Genomic DNA, 16,778 nt, shown 5'->3' with positions numbered 1-16,778 from the left:
AGGATGCGGATTGTCTGCCCTGACCTGCATAGTCGGTATCGCAGAAACTAAAAATGCAGAGCCTCTTCCTGACTGATTACAGACTCGCACCCGACTGAATCTTCCAGCAACGAATAAGTTCGATGCGCAGGGAACAGGATCAGAGGAGGAAAGCGTCCCGCGCCAGGACGGCGCGGGCCGAGCAGGTCATGGATGACGGCTTTTGCGTCTTTCCGATCTGATCGTGTTCCCTAAGCAGTCTCGATCTCACAGCAATCCAGGTCAGACTTCACAACACCTTAAACGCCATTGGCTTTTTACATTCAACGCGAGTCTGTGATACAGCAGAAACGAAAAAAGCGCCCAAAGGGCGCTTCTTTCTTAATTGGTGGGTCGTGCAGGATTTCGGCCCTTCCAGGGCCTCGCCCTCCGGGTGATGCTGACGCATCAGCCTGAATCACCGGGCGATTCAGTCGAACCTGCTGCAGGTTCTCACCCTGCACGGTAAAGTCCGTGCCCCGGAAACGAAAAAAGCGCCCAAAGGGCGCTTCTTTCTTAATTGGTGGGTCGTGCAGGATTCGAACCTGCGACCAATTGATTAAAAGTCAACTGCTCTACCAACTGAGCTAACGACCCGCTGGGGGCTTACAACCGTTCAGCGCACCAGGCGTCTGAGATAAGATGGTGGGTCGTGCAGGATTCGAACCTGCGACCAATTGATTAAAAGTCAACTGCTCTACCAACTGAGCTAACGACCCATCTTAGGTTGTGAAGCAATGCTGAAGTGTTCTTCTTGAAACTGCGCGGTAAAAAGCGCGTCTGAAGGAGATGGTGGGTCGTGCAGGATTCGAACCTGCGACCAATTGATTAAAAGTCAACTGCTCTACCAACTGAGCTAACGACCCATCTTCAGGCTTACCAGACACTTTTCAATGTGTCCCGGCAACGGCGGCATATATTACTGATTTAGCGGGGTAGCGCAACTCTTATTTCTGCTAAACGCTTCAGTTGCTTACCTTTCATACGGCAAGACCAGAAATCACACGATATCTGGTCTGAACCGGACAAATTACAGACCGCTCAGACGTTTCTGAGCTTGTTTAGCAGATTCAGTGTCTGGATAAAGTTTGATCACCTGCTGGAAGACCGCTTTGGCTTTCGCCGTGTCTTTTTTCTCCTGCATGATCACACCCACTTTCAACAACGCTTCTGCAGCTTTCGGCGACTTCGGATAGTTTTTCACTACCGTGGCGTAATAATACGCCGCGTCGTCCTTTTTGCCTTTGTTGTAGTTCAGCTGACCCAGCCAGTAATTCGCATTCGGCTGATAGGTCGAATCAGGGTAACGTTTTACCCACGCCTGAAGCGCGCTGATCGCCTGGTCATACTGTTTCTTCTCCAGAATCAGCGCCACAGCCGCATTGTAATCGCTGTTCGCATCGCCGGTCTGCGCAGGTGCGCTCTCCGTTGATGCTGCCGCGCCTGCGGTTGCTGCTGCGCCTGTATCTGCTGCGGCATCGCTGCCGGCTGCCTGTTGCCCGCCGTTGCTGCTGGCGCTGCTCAGCGTGTCAATCTGCTGGTAAAGCTGCTTCTGCCGCTCAACCACCTGATTCAACTGATACGTGTTTTGCTGGATTTGCCCACGCAGCGCATCAATATCACGCTGGTTATCGCTCATCTGCTGCTGCAATTGCTGCATCAGCTGTGCCTGGGCATTAGAGATTCGTTCAAGAGTGGTGACACGGTCTTCGACCGAGCCGGAGCCAACGCTACTGATTGACGCTTGGGCATTAGCGGCCCAGGGGGCCGCTACGCCAATCAGTAACGACAGACTCAACAGATGACGTCTGAAGTTACTAACCATGTGATTCTCTTAGTAGACCAGAACGGCACGACGGTTTTTAGAATACGCTGCTTCGTCATGACCCAGAACGGCTGGCTTCTCTTTACCGTAAGAAACGATAGACATCTGATCAGCCGACACGCCTTTACCCTGCAGGTACATCTTAACGGCGTTAGCACGACGTTCGCCCAGGGCGATGTTGTATTCCGGCGTACCGCGCTCATCCGCATGACCTTCGATGGTCACTTTGTATGATGGGTTGCTGCGCAGGAAAGTTGCGTGCTGATCCAGCATCTGTGCGTAATCAGACTGAACGTCATATTTGTCCAGACCGAAGTACACGATGTTGTTCTGCTGCAGCTGCTGCATCTGCAGACGAGCCTGCTCGTCAGAAGACATGTTGCCGCCGTTGCCGTTCATGCCAGAATTTGCACCGTAAGCGCCATCAGCACCCATGCCAGTCTGGTCATTGTTGTTGTTTTTGTGTGAGCTACAAGCCGCTACTGCCAGAACCGGCAGAGCCAGCATCAAACCCTTCAGCACTTTGTTCAGTTGCATTTCAAAAATCCCATTATTGTTTATTGTTTGCGATGTCTGAAGTGTCAGACATTACAGATACGGCGACCAGGCAGGAAATTTTACCTGTCCATCAGTTGCCGGAAGACGCGCTTTGAAACGGCCGTCGGTTGAAACCAACTGCAACACGGAACCCATACCCTGAGTAGAGCTGTAGATTACCATTGTGCCATTTGGTGCCAGGCTCGGCGTTTCATCCAGGAACGTGTCCGTTAACGTTTGAACGGCTCCCGTTTCCAGATCCTGTTTGGCGACGTGTTGAGCACCACCGTTGGTGCTAATCATCACCATAGATTTACCATCTGTTGCCACATCCGCATCCTGGTTCTGACCGCCTTCCCAGGTAATACGCTGTGGCGTGCCGCCATTAATACCGACTTTATAAATCTGAGGGGCACCCGCCTGATCGGAGGTATAAGCCAGAGTCTGGCTGTCCGGGAACCAGGTCGGTTCAGTACTGTTATAACGACCATCCGTCACCTGACGCGTCTGACCTGACGCCAGATCCATCACATAGAGGTTCAGGCTACCGGTTTTAGAGAGTGCGAAAGCGAGCTTAGAACCATCTGGCGAGAATGCCGGAGCACCGTTGTGACGCGGATATGAGGCAACCTGACGGATGGCACCGTTAGAGAGCGTCTGGACCACCAGCGCGGACTTGCCGCTTTCAAAGGTCACGTAGGCCACTTTGCTGCCATCCGGAGACCAGGCTGGCGACATCAGTGGCTGTGGTGAACGATGCACGACGAACTGGTTATAGCCATCGTAGTCAGCGACGCGCAGCTCATAAGGGAACTGGCCACCGTTGGTCTGCACGACATAAGCGATGCGGGTGCGGAAAGCGCCCTTAATGCCTGTCAGCTTCTGGAACGTTTCGTCACTGGCAGTGTGAGCGGCATAGCGCAGCCACTGCTTTGTCACTTTATATGAGTTCTGTGCCAGCACTGTACCCGGCGCACCGCCGGTGTCAACCAGCTGGTAAGAGACCTGATAGCTGCCATCCGGGTTAGACGCGACCTGACCGACGACTACGGCGTCGATGCCGAGTGCACTCCAGGCGGCAGGCTGCACTTCCTGCGCGCTGGTTGGCTGCTGTGGCAGACGTGAGCGATCCAGTGGATTGAATTTGCCACTGTTGCGCAGGTCAGCCGCCACGATGCCGCCAACATCTTCCGGCGCGGCACCAGAACCGGCCCATTTAAACGGCACCACGCCAATCGGGCGCGCGGTATTCACACCCTGGGTGATCTCAATTCGAACTTCTGCATGCAGCATGGCTGCCCACAGCAGGATAAAAAAGCCTAACGTAACGCGAAGAGCTTGCTTCATTTTATCTCCCTTATCTGAACCTCAGTCCACGATAATTGGCACTGTTCCTGGAAACCACGAGTACAACATAAGTACGGCAAGCTAAACATAGATCAACTTGCCGACCGTGACTGCATTATTGCGGTTTAAAACGCATCGGGGCGTTTTTAAACACTTCGTAGACCGCCTGAGAAGGCGGCTTCGGAATACGTGCCTGTTTGGCAGCAGCAATCGCGGCCTGGCAGAGCGCGGGATCACCACCCTCTGACTTAACATCAATCAACAAGCCATCAGGCGCAAGTTTAATCCGCAAATCACAGGTTTTTCCGCGATACAGATCGGCATCGTAGAATCGGCTCTGAATCGCACTCACCACCTGACCCATGTAGGAGTTGATCTCAGCGCCCGATGCCCCCGCTTTCTTCTGGTTGCCCTGCCCCGCTGCGCCACCTGATGTGCCGCTTTTCGGTGCATTTTTACCGGAAGTGAGTCCACCCAGCAAATCATCAACATCGCTGTCATTGGCCGCATCGGCGGCAGCTTTCGCCTTCGCATCTGCTTTGGCTTTAGCGGCAGCCTCAGCCTTCGCTTTGGCAGCCGCATCGGCTTTCGCCTTAGCAGCCGCTTCCGCCTTCTCTTTAGCGGCCTCTTTCGCCGCCTCAGCTTTCTCTTTGGCAGCTTCTTTGGCGGCTTCGGCTTTTTCTTTAGCGGCTTCAGCGGCTTTCTCTTTTGCTGCCTCAGCAGCTTTTTCTTTCGCTTCTGCGGCTTTCTCTTTCGCTTCTTCGGCGGCTTTAGCTTTGGCATCCGCAGCCGCCTTCACTTTGGCCTCAGCCGCCGCTTTTGCATCCGCTTCCGACTTCGCCTTCGCCTCCGCAACGGCTTTCTCTTTTGCCGCAGCGGCAGCAGCGGCTTTCGCCTGTTGATCAGCCTGCTTCTTTGCTTCGGCTGCGGCCTGCTTCGCCTGCTCAGCAGTCGCTTTGGCCTGAGCATCCGCCTGTGCTTTCGCATCCGCTTTAGCTTTAGCTGCTGCCGCTTCGGCGGTTTTCTGCTGTTCCTGAGCCTGTTTCGCGGCGTCTTCTGCCGCTTTCTGCTGCTCAGCCTGCTGTTTAGCCTCTTCTTTCGCGGTTTCCTGCGCGGCTAAACGCTCTTTTTCCAGCGCTTTCAGACGCTGCTGTTCAGCAGCCTGTTTCTGTTGCAGCTCTTCTGCCTGCTGCTGCGCCTGCTTTTTACGCTGTTGCTCAGCCCGCTGGCTGTCGCTTTGCTGGTTCTGCTGACGATTGTATTGACTCACGACGGCACCGGGATCGACCATCACAGCATCAATATCGCTGCCTCCGCCACCCGCACTGCTGGGGTCAACGTGCTCATTAAACGAGCTCCAAATCAGCAGCGCGATCAACACGATATGCAGAATCACCGAAATGATTATCGCGCGCTTTAACTTCTCGTTTTGCTCGGTTGCCTTCGACACACTCGGTTCCCAAAAAACGGTTCGATTTTAAATCGGCTGCGTCATCAAACCGACAGATTTAACACCCGCCTGGTGCAGCAGGTTGAGCGCTTTAATGATTTCATCGTAAGGCACTTCTTTCGCGCCCCCAATCAAAAACACCGTCTTAGGATTTGCTTCCAGTCGACGCTGCGCTTCGCTGATCACCTGCTCGGGGGGGAGCTGATCCATTCGATCGTGATCCACGACCAGGCTGTACTGCCCCACGCCCGCCACTTCAACAATTACCGGCGGATTATCATCGCTGGAAACGGTTTTAGAGTCGGTCGCATCAGGCAGATCCACTTCCACGCTCTGGGTAATAATGGGTGCCGTTGCCATGAAGATCAGCAGCAGCACCAACAGGACGTCCAGTAGCGGAACGATGTTGATTTCCGACTTCAGGTCGCGGCGTTTGCGACCACGTACTCTGGCCATCATTAACCTCTATTTACTTAGCGCTATCGCTGGAGAAAGCCTGGCGATGCAGAATGGCAGTGAACTCTTCCATGAAGTTGTCGTAGCCCTGCTCCAGTTTGTTGACGCGCTGGTTCAGACGGTTGTACGCCATTACCGCCGGAATTGCCGCAAACAGACCGATTGCGGTTGCAATCAATGCTTCAGCGATACCCGGTGCCACCATCTGCAGTGTTGCCTGCTTCACCGCGCCCAGCGCGATAAAGGCGTGCATGATCCCCCAGACAGTACCGAACAGCCCGATATAGGGACTGATTGAACCGACAGTACCGAGGAACGGAATGTGGTTTTCCAGCGCTTCCAGCTCACGGTTCATTGAGATGCGCATCGCACGGCTTGCACCATCAATAACTGCCTCCGGCGCATGATTGTTAGCGCGGTGCAGTCGGGCGAACTCTTTAAAGCCGGAGTAGAAAATCTGCTCCGAGCCGCCCAGCTCTTCCCGACGCTCCTGGCTCTCCTGATACAGTCGGGAGAGTTCGATGCCGGACCAGAATTTGTCTTCAAATGCCTCAGCTTCTCTTCCCGCCGCATTCAGAATACGTGTGCGCTGAATAATGATGGCCCAGGAGGCAATAGAAAAGCCGATCAAAATCAACATGATAAGTTTGACCAGAAGGCTCGCCTTCAGGAACAAATCAAGAATGTTCATGTCAGTCACTGCTTGAACTCCGCGACAATAGACTTGGGAAGCGCAATCGGCTTCATTAGATGAGGGTTAATGCAGGCAATCAGGACCTCTGCCTCATTGAGCACTTTGCCTTCAGTATTCACGATACGCTGAGTGAACGTCATGGTAGCCCGAGTCATTGAGGTGACCTCGCTCTGGATCTCCAGAAGGTCATCAAGACGCGCCGCTGCAAGATAGTCCACCGTGATGCGCCGTACCACAAAAGCGATCTGCTGTTCTAACAGCATCTGCTGATTGAAATGGTGCTGTCGCAACATTTCGGTACGTGCTCGTTCATAAAAAGCGATATAGCTGGCGTGATAAACCACACCACCGGCATCAGTATCTTCGTAGTAGACCCGAACCGGCCAGCGAAACAGCGTTGTACTCACTCTACATCCCGGCCTCGTTTTAAACGTTGCTACTATACGCAAGAGAATTGGGGTTGGGAATGGCTCGTCAGAGCCAGGCGAAAATAATTATCGCTCGGTAACAAATGGAACGATTTCAGGAAGATTAATTGACCAGACGCTGACAAATATTCACTGACAGCGCTGGTGAGGCGGGGTGTTACAGGTTAAAACGGTAAAGCGCGATAAATAACACCAGCATGGCGGGTAACGGGCTAAACAGCGCCTGCCATCGGGTTTGCTGTGGCCGGAAGCCTGTACCGTGAATCACACCACTGCAGACCGCCCAGATCAGCACCAGACCCTGCAGCGCGGGCAGCTGACCCGCGTGGTTAGCAAAGCGGGTCGGGTCCCACATCACGCCGCCAGCCGCCAGCAGCGCCAGCAGCAGTGAAAGGGCCCGTAACGGGCCCTTATCCATCAGATCATACAGCATCCGAATTGGCGTACGCATCAGTGAGGCTCATCCTGCGCTTCAACGTGTTCAATCGCCAGCGCGGTCACGATACCAAAGGCACAGGCCAGCAACGTGCCGAGAATCCAGGCAAAATACCACATGCGACTTCTCCTTAATTAATAGAGTGAGTGACTGTTGCTTTCAATATGCTCTTTGGTAATACGACCAAACATCTTCCAGTAACACCAGGTGGTGTAAATCAGAATGATTGGAACAAAGATAGCGGCGGCAACGGTCATCGTTTGCAGCGTCAGCAGGCTGGACGTTGCATCCCACATCGTCAGGCTGGTACCCGGCACGGTGCTGGATGGCATGATGAACGGGAACATCGCAATGCCGGCGGTCATGATGACGCAGGCCAGCGTCAGTGAAGAGAACAGGAATGCCCAGGCGCCCTTCTCAACCCGCGAGCAAAGTATGGTCAGCAGCGGCAACACCACGCCCAGCAGCGGGAACAGCCACAGCACAGGATGGTTCTGGAAGTTGACCATCCAGGCACCTGCCTCACGCACTACCGTTTTACCCAGTGGGTTAGAGGCAGCAAAGTGATCCATCGTGCTGGTCACCACATAGCCATCAATACCATATTTCACCCAGACACCGGCCAGGATGAAGCAGGCCATCATCACCAGGGCGGCAAGTTGTGCTGCGGTGCGTGAACGCAGATGCAGTTCGCCCGTGGTGCGCATCTGCAGATAGGTTGCGCCCTGTGCCAGAATCATCGCTACGCTGACCACACCAGCCAGCAGGCCAAACGGATTCAGCAGCTGGAAGAAGTTGCCGGTGTAGAACAGACGCAGATACTCATCGGCATGGAACGGCACGCCCTGTAACAGGTTGCCAAACGCCACGCCAATGACCAGCGGCGGTACGAAGCTGCCGATGAAGATGCCCCAGTCCCAGGCACCGCGCCAGCGGTTGTCTTCAATCTTCGAGCGGTAATCGAAGCCAACCGGACGGAAGAACAGCGAGGCGAGCACCAGAATCATGGCAACGTAGAAGCCAGAAAAGGCCGCCGCATAGACCATCGGCCAGGCGGCAAACAGTGCGCCACCGGCAGTGATAAGCCAGACCTGGTTGCCGTCCCAGTGCGGGGCGATACTGTTAATCATAATGCGACGCTCAGTATCGGTGCGACCCAGAATGCGCGTCAGCATGCCGACGCCCATATCAAAACCATCTGCGACAGCAAAGCCGATTAGCAGCACGCCAATCAACAGCCACCAGACAAAGCGCAGAACTTCATAATCAAACATGGTCGCTCTCCTTATCCCCGAACCGGCTGCGTGGTTGCCGTGATCTGCTCATGATGATAACGCCCGGTTTTCAGGCTGCTCGGCCCAAGGCGGGCGAATTTGAACATCAGGTACATCTCAGCCACCAGGAACAGCGTGTAGAGTCCGCAAATCAGGATCATCGAGAACAACAGATCGCCTACAGTCAGAGAAGAGTTCGCCACCGCAGTCGGCAGAACTTCACCGATAGCCCAGGGCTGACGACCATACTCCGCGACGAACCAGCCGGATTCGATTGCGATCCACGGCAGCGGGATACCAAACAGCGCCGCTTTCAGTAACCAGCGATTTTTACCGATGCGGTTACGCAACACGCTCCAGAACGCCAGCGCGATAATGCCCAGCAGCAGAACACCACACAACACCATGATACGGAAGGCGAAATAAAGCGGGGCAACACGCGGGATAGAGTCCTGCGTCGCCTGTTTGATCTGCGCTTCTGTCGCATCCGCCACGTTATCGGTATAGCGTTTTAGCAGCAGACCGTAACCGAGATCCTGTTTGTGACTGTTGAACGCGTCCCGTACCGCCTGATCCTGACTGCCACCGCGCAGTTCGTTCAGCAAGGCGTAGGCTTTCATGCCGTTGCGGATGCGCACCTCATGCTGTGCCATTAACTCTTTCAGGCCCGTCACCGGCGTATCCGTGGATCGGGTGACGATCAGGCCCAGCAGCCAGGGGATCTGAATGGCGTACCGGTTCTCCTGAGTGGCCTGATCGGGCAAGCCAAACAGGGTAAAGGACGCCGGCGCCGGCTGGGTTTCCCACTCCGCTTCAATCGCGGCCAGCTTGGTTTTCTGCACGTCACCCATTTCATAACCAGACTCATCACCCAGCACGATCACTGACAGCACCGCCGCCATGCCAAAGCTGGCCGCGATAGCGAACGAGCGTTTAGCAAAGGCGAAGTCGCGGCCTTTCAGCATGTACCAGGCACTGATGCCCATGATAAACATCGCGCCTGTGGTGTAACCGGCCGCGACGGTGTGAACGAATTTCACCTGTGCCACCGGGTTCAGCACCAGCTCTGAGAAGCTGACCATCTCCATGCGCATGGTTTCAAAGTTGAACTCTGAAGCGATAGGGTTCTGCATCCAGCCGTTGGCGACCAGAATCCACAACGCAGACATATTCGAGCCCAGGGCGACCAGCCAGGTCACCGCCATGTGCTGCACTTTACCCAGCCGATCCCAGCCAAAAAAGAACAGGCCGACAAAGGTCGATTCCAGGAAGAACGCCATCAGACCTTCAATGGCGAGCGGCGCGCCGAAGATATCGCCGACGTAGTGAGAGTAATATGACCAGTTTGTCCCGAACTGAAATTCCATGGTCAGTCCGGTAGCGACGCCCAGCGCAAAGTTAATACCAAATAACTTGCCCCAGAACTTCGTCATATCTTTATAAATTTGTTTACCGCTCAGGACATAGACCGTTTCCATGATCGCCAGCAGAAACGCCATACCCAGCGTTAAAGGGACGAACAGAAAATGGTACATCGCCGTTAAGGCAAACTGTAACCGCGACAGCTCGACGATATCTAACATAAGGACTCCTTGCTCCTCGCTTTGTCTCCGTCACGCGCGCGATCAGATCGAACGTAATCGGAGTCAGGAACGACTGTTTATTGATTCCAGTTTTTTATTACCAGCAGAACAGGTCTGTGAGCTGCCCGAAAAGGCGAGTAACGAATGAAGCAGCTCTGAAAAATGTCAATCAGCGCTTTATTAACGGCTGCTTTAACAGGAGAAAAGTGGGTGTCATCCCGGGTTGAGCAGACGTATGAAAATTTGTGTAAAAGGCTGGATTGATGCAGCGCAATTTACGCCCTTAGCGTTGCGCTTTGCCAGAGATATAGTTGGATATAAAACGTGATTTATTGATCTGGATTAACGTAATAAGTTTCCAGATAGAGCTGGGTCAGTTTCCTGTTAAAAAATTGTCATTAATGAAATAAGACGTGAAGAAATAGTTTACCTTTGCCACTTTTTCTTAACGTGATAAACGGTGAGCAGGTTATTTAACAACGTATTCTTCGCTTTCACTGCCAGCATTATGCCCGTTGATAACGGACATAAAAAAAGCCACCCGAAGGTGGCTTAGTTTCAGATGACGCTGACTTATTTGGCCGGTAATACGGCTTTAACTGCATCACCGATATCAGCCAGGCTGCGAACGGTTTTCACGCCTGCCGCTTCCAGCGCAGCAAATTTCTCATCTGCTGTGCCTTTACCACCGGCAATGATGGCGCCTGCATGGCCCATACGCTTGCCTTTTGGCGCGGTTACGCCAGCAATATAGCCCACAACCGGTTTGGTCACGTGCTCTTTAATGAAGGCTGCGGCTTCTTCTTCAGCGCTACCGCCGATTTCACCGATCATCACGATAACTTCAGTCTGTGGATCATCCTGGAACATTTTCAGAATGTCGATGAAGTTAGAGCCTGGGATCGGGTCACCGCCGATGCCGACGCAGGTTGACTGGCCGTAGCCGATGTCAGTGGTCTGCTTAACCGCTTCATAGGTCAGCGTACCTGAACGCGATACGATACCAACGCGGCCCGGCTGGTGAATGTGGCCCGGCATGATGCCGATCTTACATTCGCCAGGGGTGATAACACCCGGGCAGTTTGGACCGATCATCCGCACGCCTGCTTCATCCAGCTTCACTTTCACGGTCAGCATATCCAGGGTCGGAATACCTTCGGTGATGGTGATGATCAGTTTGATGCCCGCTTCGATCGCTTCCAGGATGCCATCTTTACAGAATGGTGCGGGGACATAGATCACGGTGGCAGTTGCGCCCGTCGCTTCTACGGCTTCGCGCACGGTATTGAACACCGGCAGGCCGAGGTGAGTCGTGCCGCCTTTGCCTGGCGTCACGCCGCCAACCAGTTGGGTGCCGTAAGCCAGCGCCTGCTCAGAATGGAAAGTCCCCTGGCCACCGGTGAAACCCTGGCAAATGACTTTGGTGTTTTTGTCGATCAGAATGGACATTATTTACCCTCCGCGGCAGCAACAACACGCTGTGCGGCGTCTGTCAGGCTGGTTGCTGCAATGATGTTCAGACCGCTGTCCGCCAGTTTCTGGGCGCCCAGCTCGGCGTTGTTACCTTCCAGACGTACCACTACTGGCACGTTCACACCCACTTCAGCCACTGCACCGATGATGCCGTCGGCAATCAGGTCACAGCGTACGATACCGCCGAAGATGTTAACGAAAACGGCTTTAACCGCATCGTCAGACAGGATGATTTTGAAGGCTTCGGTTACGCGCTCTTTGGTCGCGCCGCCGCCGACATCAAGGAAGTTGGCTGGCTGACCGCCATGGTGCTTAACGATGTCCATGGTACCCATCGCCAGACCTGCGCCGTTAACCATACAACCGATGTTGCCTTCCAGCGCAACATAGTTCAGTTCCCACTGTGTCGCATGTGCTTCACGTGGATCTTCCTGGCTTGGGTCGCGCATTTCACGCAGTTCTGGCTGACGGAACAGGGCATTGCCATCGGCACCCAGTTTACCGTCCAGGCAGATCAGGTCGCCCTGCTTGGTAATCACCAGCGGGTTGATCTCAACCATCGCCAGATCGCGCTCCAGGAACAGTGTCGCCAGACCCATGAAGATCTTGGTGAACTGACCAACCAGCTTGCCAGTCAGGCCAAGTTTGAATGCCAGCTCACGGCCCTGGTAAGGCTGCGGACCGGTCAGCGGATCCAGCGCCATTTTATGGATCAGGTGCGGGGTCTCTTCCGCCACTTTTTCAATTTCCACGCCGCCTTCAGTCGACGCCATGAAAATGACGCGACGCGTTGCGCGATCGACCACAGCGCCCAGATAGAGCTCCTGGTCGATATCGGTCGCTGCTTCAACCAGAATCTGGTTTACCGGCTGGCCGTTTGCATCAGTTTGATAGGTCACCAGGCGTTTGCCCAGCCAGTTTTCAGCAAAGGCGCGAATCTCTTCTTTGCTGTTAACTACTTTCACACCGCCCGCTTTACCGCGGCCACCGGCATGAACCTGACATTTAACTACCCACGGGCCTGCGCCAATTTTAGAGGCAGCTTCTTCCGCTTCACGTGGTGTAGTACAGGCGTAACCCGTTGGTGCAGGCATGCCATACCGTGCAAACAGTTGTTTCGCCTGGTATTCGTGTAAGTTCATGATGTTCTATCCATTCAGGTCTGAAAAGAGTATTGAGGTTGGGCGCGCCAGGCGCGCCCGGTGAAAATCAGACATCCAGCAGCAGGCGCGCCGGATCTTCCAGCATCTCTTTCACTGCAACCAGATAACCAACTGATTCACGGCCATCGATCAGACGGTGGTCGTAGGAGAGCGCCAGATACATCATTGGCAGCACTACAACCTGACCATTGACCGCCATCGGGCGATCCTTGATGGCGTGCATGCCCAGGATGGCGCTCTGCGGTGGATTGATGATCGGGGTAGACATCAGTGAACCAAAGACGCCGCCGTTGGTAATGGTGAAGTTACCGCCGGTCAGATCTTCCACTGTCAGCTTGCCGTCACGGCCTTTCACTGCCAGCTCTTTGATTTTCTTCTCGATGTCCGCCATGCTCAGCGCATCAACGTCACGCAGGACTGGCGTAACCAGACCACGTGGTGTAGAGACCGCAATGCTGACGTCGAAGTAGTTGTGGTAAACCACATCTTCTCCATCGATAGAAGCGTTCACTTCCGGATAGCGTTTCAGCGCTTCAACAACCGCTTTGATGTAGAAGGACATAAAGCCCAGACGCACACCGTGACGCTTCTCGAACGCCTCACCATACTGCTTGCGCAGATCCATGATGGGCTTCATGTTGATTTCGTTGAAGGTGGTCAGCATCGCGGTGCTGTTCTTCGCTTCCAGCAGACGCTCGGCAACGCGCTTACGCAGACGCGTCATCGGCACGCGTTTTTCGCTGCGGTTAGCCACTGGCTGCTGCGCGGTAGCCGCATCAGCAGCAGGTGCTGCCGCTTTAGCAGCCTGCGGCTTGTTGGCCAGGTGTTTTTCAACATCTTCACGGGTCAGACGTCCGCCCACACCGCTGCCTTTAATCTGAGAGGCGTCGAGATTGTGCTCTGCAATCAGGCGGCGGATAGCCGGGCTGAGCGCATCGTTGCTCTCTTCTTCCAGTGACGCAGTCTGACGCTGAGCCGGGGTAGACTCTTTGCTTTCAGACTTCGCGCTGCTCTCTTTACCGGCGCTATTGCCCTCTTTCAGACGACCCAGGATCTGGCGGGAGGTAACAGTGGCACCCTCATCTTCCAGAACGGCTTCCAGGATACCGTCAGCAGAGGCTGGTACTTCCAGCACCACTTTATCGGTTTCGATTTCGACCAGCACTTCATCGCGAGTGACTGCATCGCCTGGTTTTTTGTGCCAGGTTGCCACTGAGGCATCGGCAACCGATTCAGGCAGGTCGGGAACGAGAATATCTACGCTACTCATTATCTTTCCTTTTAATTAATTAACGTTCAGCGCGTCATTAACCAGGTCTTGCTGCTGTTGTTGGTGTACGGACATGTAACCCACGGCCGGTGAGGCGGAGGCCGGGCGGCCTGCATAACGTAAAGTGGCACCAAATGGCACAACTTCACGGAAATGATGCTGGCTGCAGTACCAGGCGCCCTGATTCAGTGGCTCTTCCTGACACCAGACAAAATCCTGTACGTGAGAATACGCTTTCAATGCTTCCTGAACCGCTTGATGCGGGAACGGATAAAGCTGTTCGATGCGCACGATAGCCACATCGGTCTGCTCATTTTTACGACGCTGCTCAAGCAGGTCGTAATACACTTTACCGGAGCACAGTACGACGCGTTTAACGCCCTGCGGATCCAGATCATCGACTTCACCAATCGCAGGCTGGAAGCTGCCATTCGCCAGTTCATCCAGCGTGGAAATAGCCAGCGGATGGCGCAGCAGAGATTTTGGTGACATCACAATCAGTGGACGACGCATACCGCGCAGCGCCTGACGACGCAGCATATGGTAAACCTGTGCGGGTGTAGACGGCACGCAAACCTGCATGTTCTGCTCAGCGCAAAGTTGCAGATAACGCTCCAGACGCGCAGAGGAGTGCTCCGGGCCCTGACCTTCATAACCGTGCGGCAGCAGCATCACCAGGCCACACATACGGCCCCATTTCTGCTCACCGGAACTGATGAACTGGTCAATAACAACCTGTGCACCGTTGGCGAAGTCACCAAACTGCGCTTCCCAGATGGTCAGGATGCGCGGCTCTGCGGTGGCGTAGCCATATTCAAAGGCCAGTACCGCCTCTTCTGACAGCACGGAGTCCCACACTTTGAACTGACCCTGACCACTGTGCACATGATGCAGAGGAGTATAGGTTGAGCCGTTCGCCTGGTTATGAACCACCGCATGACGGTGGAAGAAAGTACCGCGACCGGTATCTTCGCCCGACAGGCGAACCGGAATACCTTCATCAACCAGCGTGGCGTAGGCCAGATTTTCCGCGCCGCCCCAGTCGAAGGCCTTTTCGCCTTCAGCCATCAGACGACGGTCGTTATAAATCTTGGCAACACGCGACTGCACTTCCACCTCTTCAGGCACCTGGCTGATACGCAGCGCCAGTTCCTTCAGACGTTTCATGTCGACCTGCGCCGGATAAGGCTCATCCCACTCATGATTCAGGTAAGGTGACCAGGTAAAGGAGTGGAGACTCATTGGACGCCATTCCGGCACCACGCACTCGCCCGCATCCAGCGCGTCACGGTAGAGATTGACCATTTCGGTCGCATCTTCCTGCGTGGCAACGGCTTCACCTTCCAGACGGTCGGCGTAGATTTTGCGCGGCGTCGGGTGTTTTTTGATTTTCTGATACATCAGCGGCTGGGTCGCACTTGGCTCATCCGCCTCGTTATGACCATGACGGCGATAGCAGACCAGATCGATAAACACATCGCGCTTAAAGGTGTTGCGGTAATCGAGCGCCAGACGGGTCACAAACGCGACCGCTTCCGGATCGTCAGCATTGACATGGAAAATCGGTGCCAGCACCATTTTGCCGATGTCGGTGCAGTAAGGGGTTGAACGCGCATCTTTCGGGTTGGACGTTGTAAAGCCAACCTGGTTGTTGATAACGATGCGAACCGTACCACCCACTTCATAACCGCGCGCCTGTGACATGTTCAGGGTTTCCTGAACCACGCCCTGACCAATTACGGCCGCATCACCATGAATGGTGATCGGTAAAACTTTATTGCTGGCTGGCTCATCCAGACGATCCAGACGGGCACGCACAGAACCCATAACCACCGGGCTGACGATCTCCAGGTGTGACGGGTTAAACGCCAGCGCCAGGTGAACCAGGCCGCCTTCGGTTTCCACGTCAGAGGAGAAGCCCATGTGGTACTTCACGTCACCGGTGCCCAGATGTTCTTTATGCTTACCGGCGAACTCGTCGAACAGATCCTGCGGCTTTTTGCCCAGCACGTTGATAAGCACGTTGAGACGACCACGGTGCGCCATACCCAGTACCACTTCACGGGTACCGCTCTTGCCGGCGTGACGAATCATTTCGCGCAGCATCGGAACCAGCGCATCGCCGCCTTCCAGCGAGAAGCGTTTGGCACCCGGGAATTTCGCCCCAAGGTATTTTTCCAGCCCTTCTGCCGCAGTCAGCTCTTTCAGGAAACCTTTTTTCTCTTCGTTGCTGAACGCTGCACGGCCCGCAACCGACTCAAGACGCTGCTGGATCCAGCGTTTTTCATCGGTGTTGTTGATGTGCATATATTCTGCACCAATCGAGCCGCAGTAAGTCTGCGTCAGCGCCTGGAAGAGATCGGCCAGCTTCATGGTGTCTTTGCCAATGGCAAATGAACCTACGTTAAAGCTTTCCTGAAAATCGGCCTCGGTCAGGTCGTGAAAAGCGGGATCGAGATCGGCGACACGGTCCTGTTTCCACAGGCCGAGCGGATCAAGATTGGCATGCTGATGACCGCGGAAACGAAACGCGTTAATCAGCTGCAGCACTTTCACTTGCTTGGAGTTGGTTTCCGGATCGGAGACAGATGAGGTGTAACGAGATGCATCTTTCGCCAGGCGACGGAAGTACTCACGTGTGGTGGAGTGAAACTGCTCAGGTTTCATTCCGGTGCCCGGTAACTGCTGGAACATCGAGCGCCACACTGCATCGACAGAGTCAGGATCGGTCAGGAAATCCTCATAGAGCTGCTCTATGTAAGACTGATTCGCGCCGGCCAGCCAGGAAGAGTCCAGCCAGGGCTTCATCGCGCTGTTCTGCATT

Annotated in this window: 15 protein-coding genes, 3 tRNA genes and 1 other RNA gene; all 19 read right to left on the bottom strand. The window is 54.5% G+C overall.

From position 1 onward, the window contains the following. Positions 1-365: 365 nt before the first annotated feature. The 19 genes from LQK91_RS08450 to sucA all read right to left on the bottom strand — a co-directional run bounded on the left by LQK91_RS08450 (position 366) and on the right by sucA (position 16,777). Positions 366-496, bottom strand: a non-coding RNA gene (locus LQK91_RS08450) — RtT sRNA. Positions 497-539: 43 nt separating this feature from the next. After that, positions 540-615 (bottom strand) — tRNA-Lys (locus LQK91_RS08445). A gap of 46 nt (positions 616-661) precedes the next feature. Then, a tRNA-Lys gene (locus LQK91_RS08440) sits at positions 662-737 on the bottom strand. 71 nt (positions 738-808) lie between these two features. After that, positions 809-884 (bottom strand) — tRNA-Lys (locus LQK91_RS08435). Positions 885-1,048: 164 nt separating this feature from the next. Next, positions 1,049-1,843, bottom strand: coding sequence for a cell division protein CpoB (cpoB, locus tag LQK91_RS08430; RefSeq protein WP_003853134.1), 795 nt, complete (start codon positions 1,841-1,843; stop codon positions 1,049-1,051). A gap of 9 nt (positions 1,844-1,852) precedes the next feature. Beyond that, the gene (gene pal, locus LQK91_RS08425; protein WP_003853135.1) at positions 1,853-2,380 is read right to left on the bottom strand and encodes a peptidoglycan-associated lipoprotein Pal; all 528 of its coding nucleotides are present in this window, start codon (positions 2,378-2,380) and stop codon (positions 1,853-1,855) included. 51 nt (positions 2,381-2,431) lie between these two features. Beyond that, positions 2,432-3,727 carry a Tol-Pal system beta propeller repeat protein TolB gene (tolB, locus tag LQK91_RS08420; protein ID WP_003853138.1) on the bottom strand — a complete coding sequence of 432 codons (1,296 nt, stop codon included), beginning with the start codon at positions 3,725-3,727 and terminating at the stop codon, positions 2,432-2,434. A 115-nt stretch (positions 3,728-3,842) separates the two neighbouring features. Further along, positions 3,843-5,177, bottom strand: a complete 1,335-nt coding sequence (gene tolA, locus LQK91_RS08415) for a cell envelope integrity protein TolA (protein WP_008925030.1) — start codon at positions 5,175-5,177, stop codon at positions 3,843-3,845. Positions 5,178-5,204: 27 nt separating this feature from the next. After that, positions 5,205-5,633 carry a colicin uptake protein TolR gene (gene tolR / locus LQK91_RS08410; RefSeq protein WP_003853140.1) on the bottom strand — a complete coding sequence of 143 codons (429 nt, stop codon included), beginning with the start codon at positions 5,631-5,633 and terminating at the stop codon, positions 5,205-5,207. Between the two features lie 13 nt (positions 5,634-5,646). Then, positions 5,647-6,333, bottom strand: coding sequence for a Tol-Pal system protein TolQ (gene tolQ, locus LQK91_RS08405; RefSeq protein WP_003853142.1), 687 nt, complete (start codon positions 6,331-6,333; stop codon positions 5,647-5,649). Then, positions 6,330-6,734: a tol-pal system-associated acyl-CoA thioesterase gene (gene ybgC / locus LQK91_RS08400; protein WP_008925029.1), complete on the bottom strand. Its 405-nt coding sequence runs from the start codon at positions 6,732-6,734 to the stop codon at positions 6,330-6,332. Before ybgC ends, tolQ begins: the two co-directional genes overlap by 4 nt. A 178-nt stretch (positions 6,735-6,912) precedes the next feature. Further along, positions 6,913-7,206 carry a cyd operon protein YbgE gene (gene ybgE, locus LQK91_RS08395; protein WP_105099402.1) on the bottom strand — a complete coding sequence of 98 codons (294 nt, stop codon included), beginning with the start codon at positions 7,204-7,206 and terminating at the stop codon, positions 6,913-6,915. Next, complete coding sequence (gene cydX / locus LQK91_RS08390; protein WP_072040350.1) at positions 7,206-7,310, bottom strand: cytochrome bd-I oxidase subunit CydX; 105 nt, start codon at positions 7,308-7,310, stop codon at positions 7,206-7,208. The genes ybgE and cydX overlap by 1 nt, the downstream gene beginning before the upstream one ends. Positions 7,311-7,325: 15 nt before the next feature. Further along, on the bottom strand, positions 7,326-8,465 hold the full coding sequence (gene cydB, locus LQK91_RS08385) for a cytochrome d ubiquinol oxidase subunit II (RefSeq protein ID WP_105099403.1): 1,140 nt from the start codon (positions 8,463-8,465) through the stop codon (positions 7,326-7,328). 11 nt (positions 8,466-8,476) lie between these two features. After that, complete coding sequence (gene cydA / locus LQK91_RS08380) at positions 8,477-10,048, bottom strand: cytochrome ubiquinol oxidase subunit I (RefSeq protein ID WP_105099404.1); 1,572 nt, start codon at positions 10,046-10,048, stop codon at positions 8,477-8,479. A 573-nt stretch (positions 10,049-10,621) separates the two neighbouring features. Continuing rightward, positions 10,622-11,497, bottom strand: coding sequence for a succinate--CoA ligase subunit alpha (gene sucD / locus LQK91_RS08375; RefSeq protein ID WP_003853148.1), 876 nt, complete (start codon positions 11,495-11,497; stop codon positions 10,622-10,624). Further along, positions 11,497-12,663 (bottom strand): ADP-forming succinate--CoA ligase subunit beta, encoded by a 1,167-nt coding sequence (sucC, locus tag LQK91_RS08370; RefSeq protein WP_003853151.1) that lies wholly within the window; start codon positions 12,661-12,663, stop codon positions 11,497-11,499. Before sucC ends, sucD begins: the two co-directional genes overlap by 1 nt. A 67-nt stretch (positions 12,664-12,730) precedes the next feature. Next, positions 12,731-13,954 carry a 2-oxoglutarate dehydrogenase complex dihydrolipoyllysine-residue succinyltransferase gene (gene odhB / locus LQK91_RS08365; RefSeq protein ID WP_003853153.1) on the bottom strand — a complete coding sequence of 408 codons (1,224 nt, stop codon included), beginning with the start codon at positions 13,952-13,954 and terminating at the stop codon, positions 12,731-12,733. A 15-nt stretch (positions 13,955-13,969) separates the two neighbouring features. Beyond that, positions 13,970-16,777 carry a 2-oxoglutarate dehydrogenase E1 component gene (sucA, locus tag LQK91_RS08360; RefSeq protein WP_003853155.1) on the bottom strand — a complete coding sequence of 936 codons (2,808 nt, stop codon included), beginning with the start codon at positions 16,775-16,777 and terminating at the stop codon, positions 13,970-13,972. Position 16,778 lies beyond the last annotated feature (1 nt).

Source organism: Pantoea sp. MHSD4 (genome assembly GCF_021043305.1).
In the GTDB taxonomy this organism is placed as follows: Bacteria; Pseudomonadota; Gammaproteobacteria; order Enterobacterales; family Enterobacteriaceae; genus Pantoea; species Pantoea eucalypti.
Note: the sequence above shows the minus strand (reverse complement) of the source record. Positions and strands in the feature narration are given on the sequence as shown.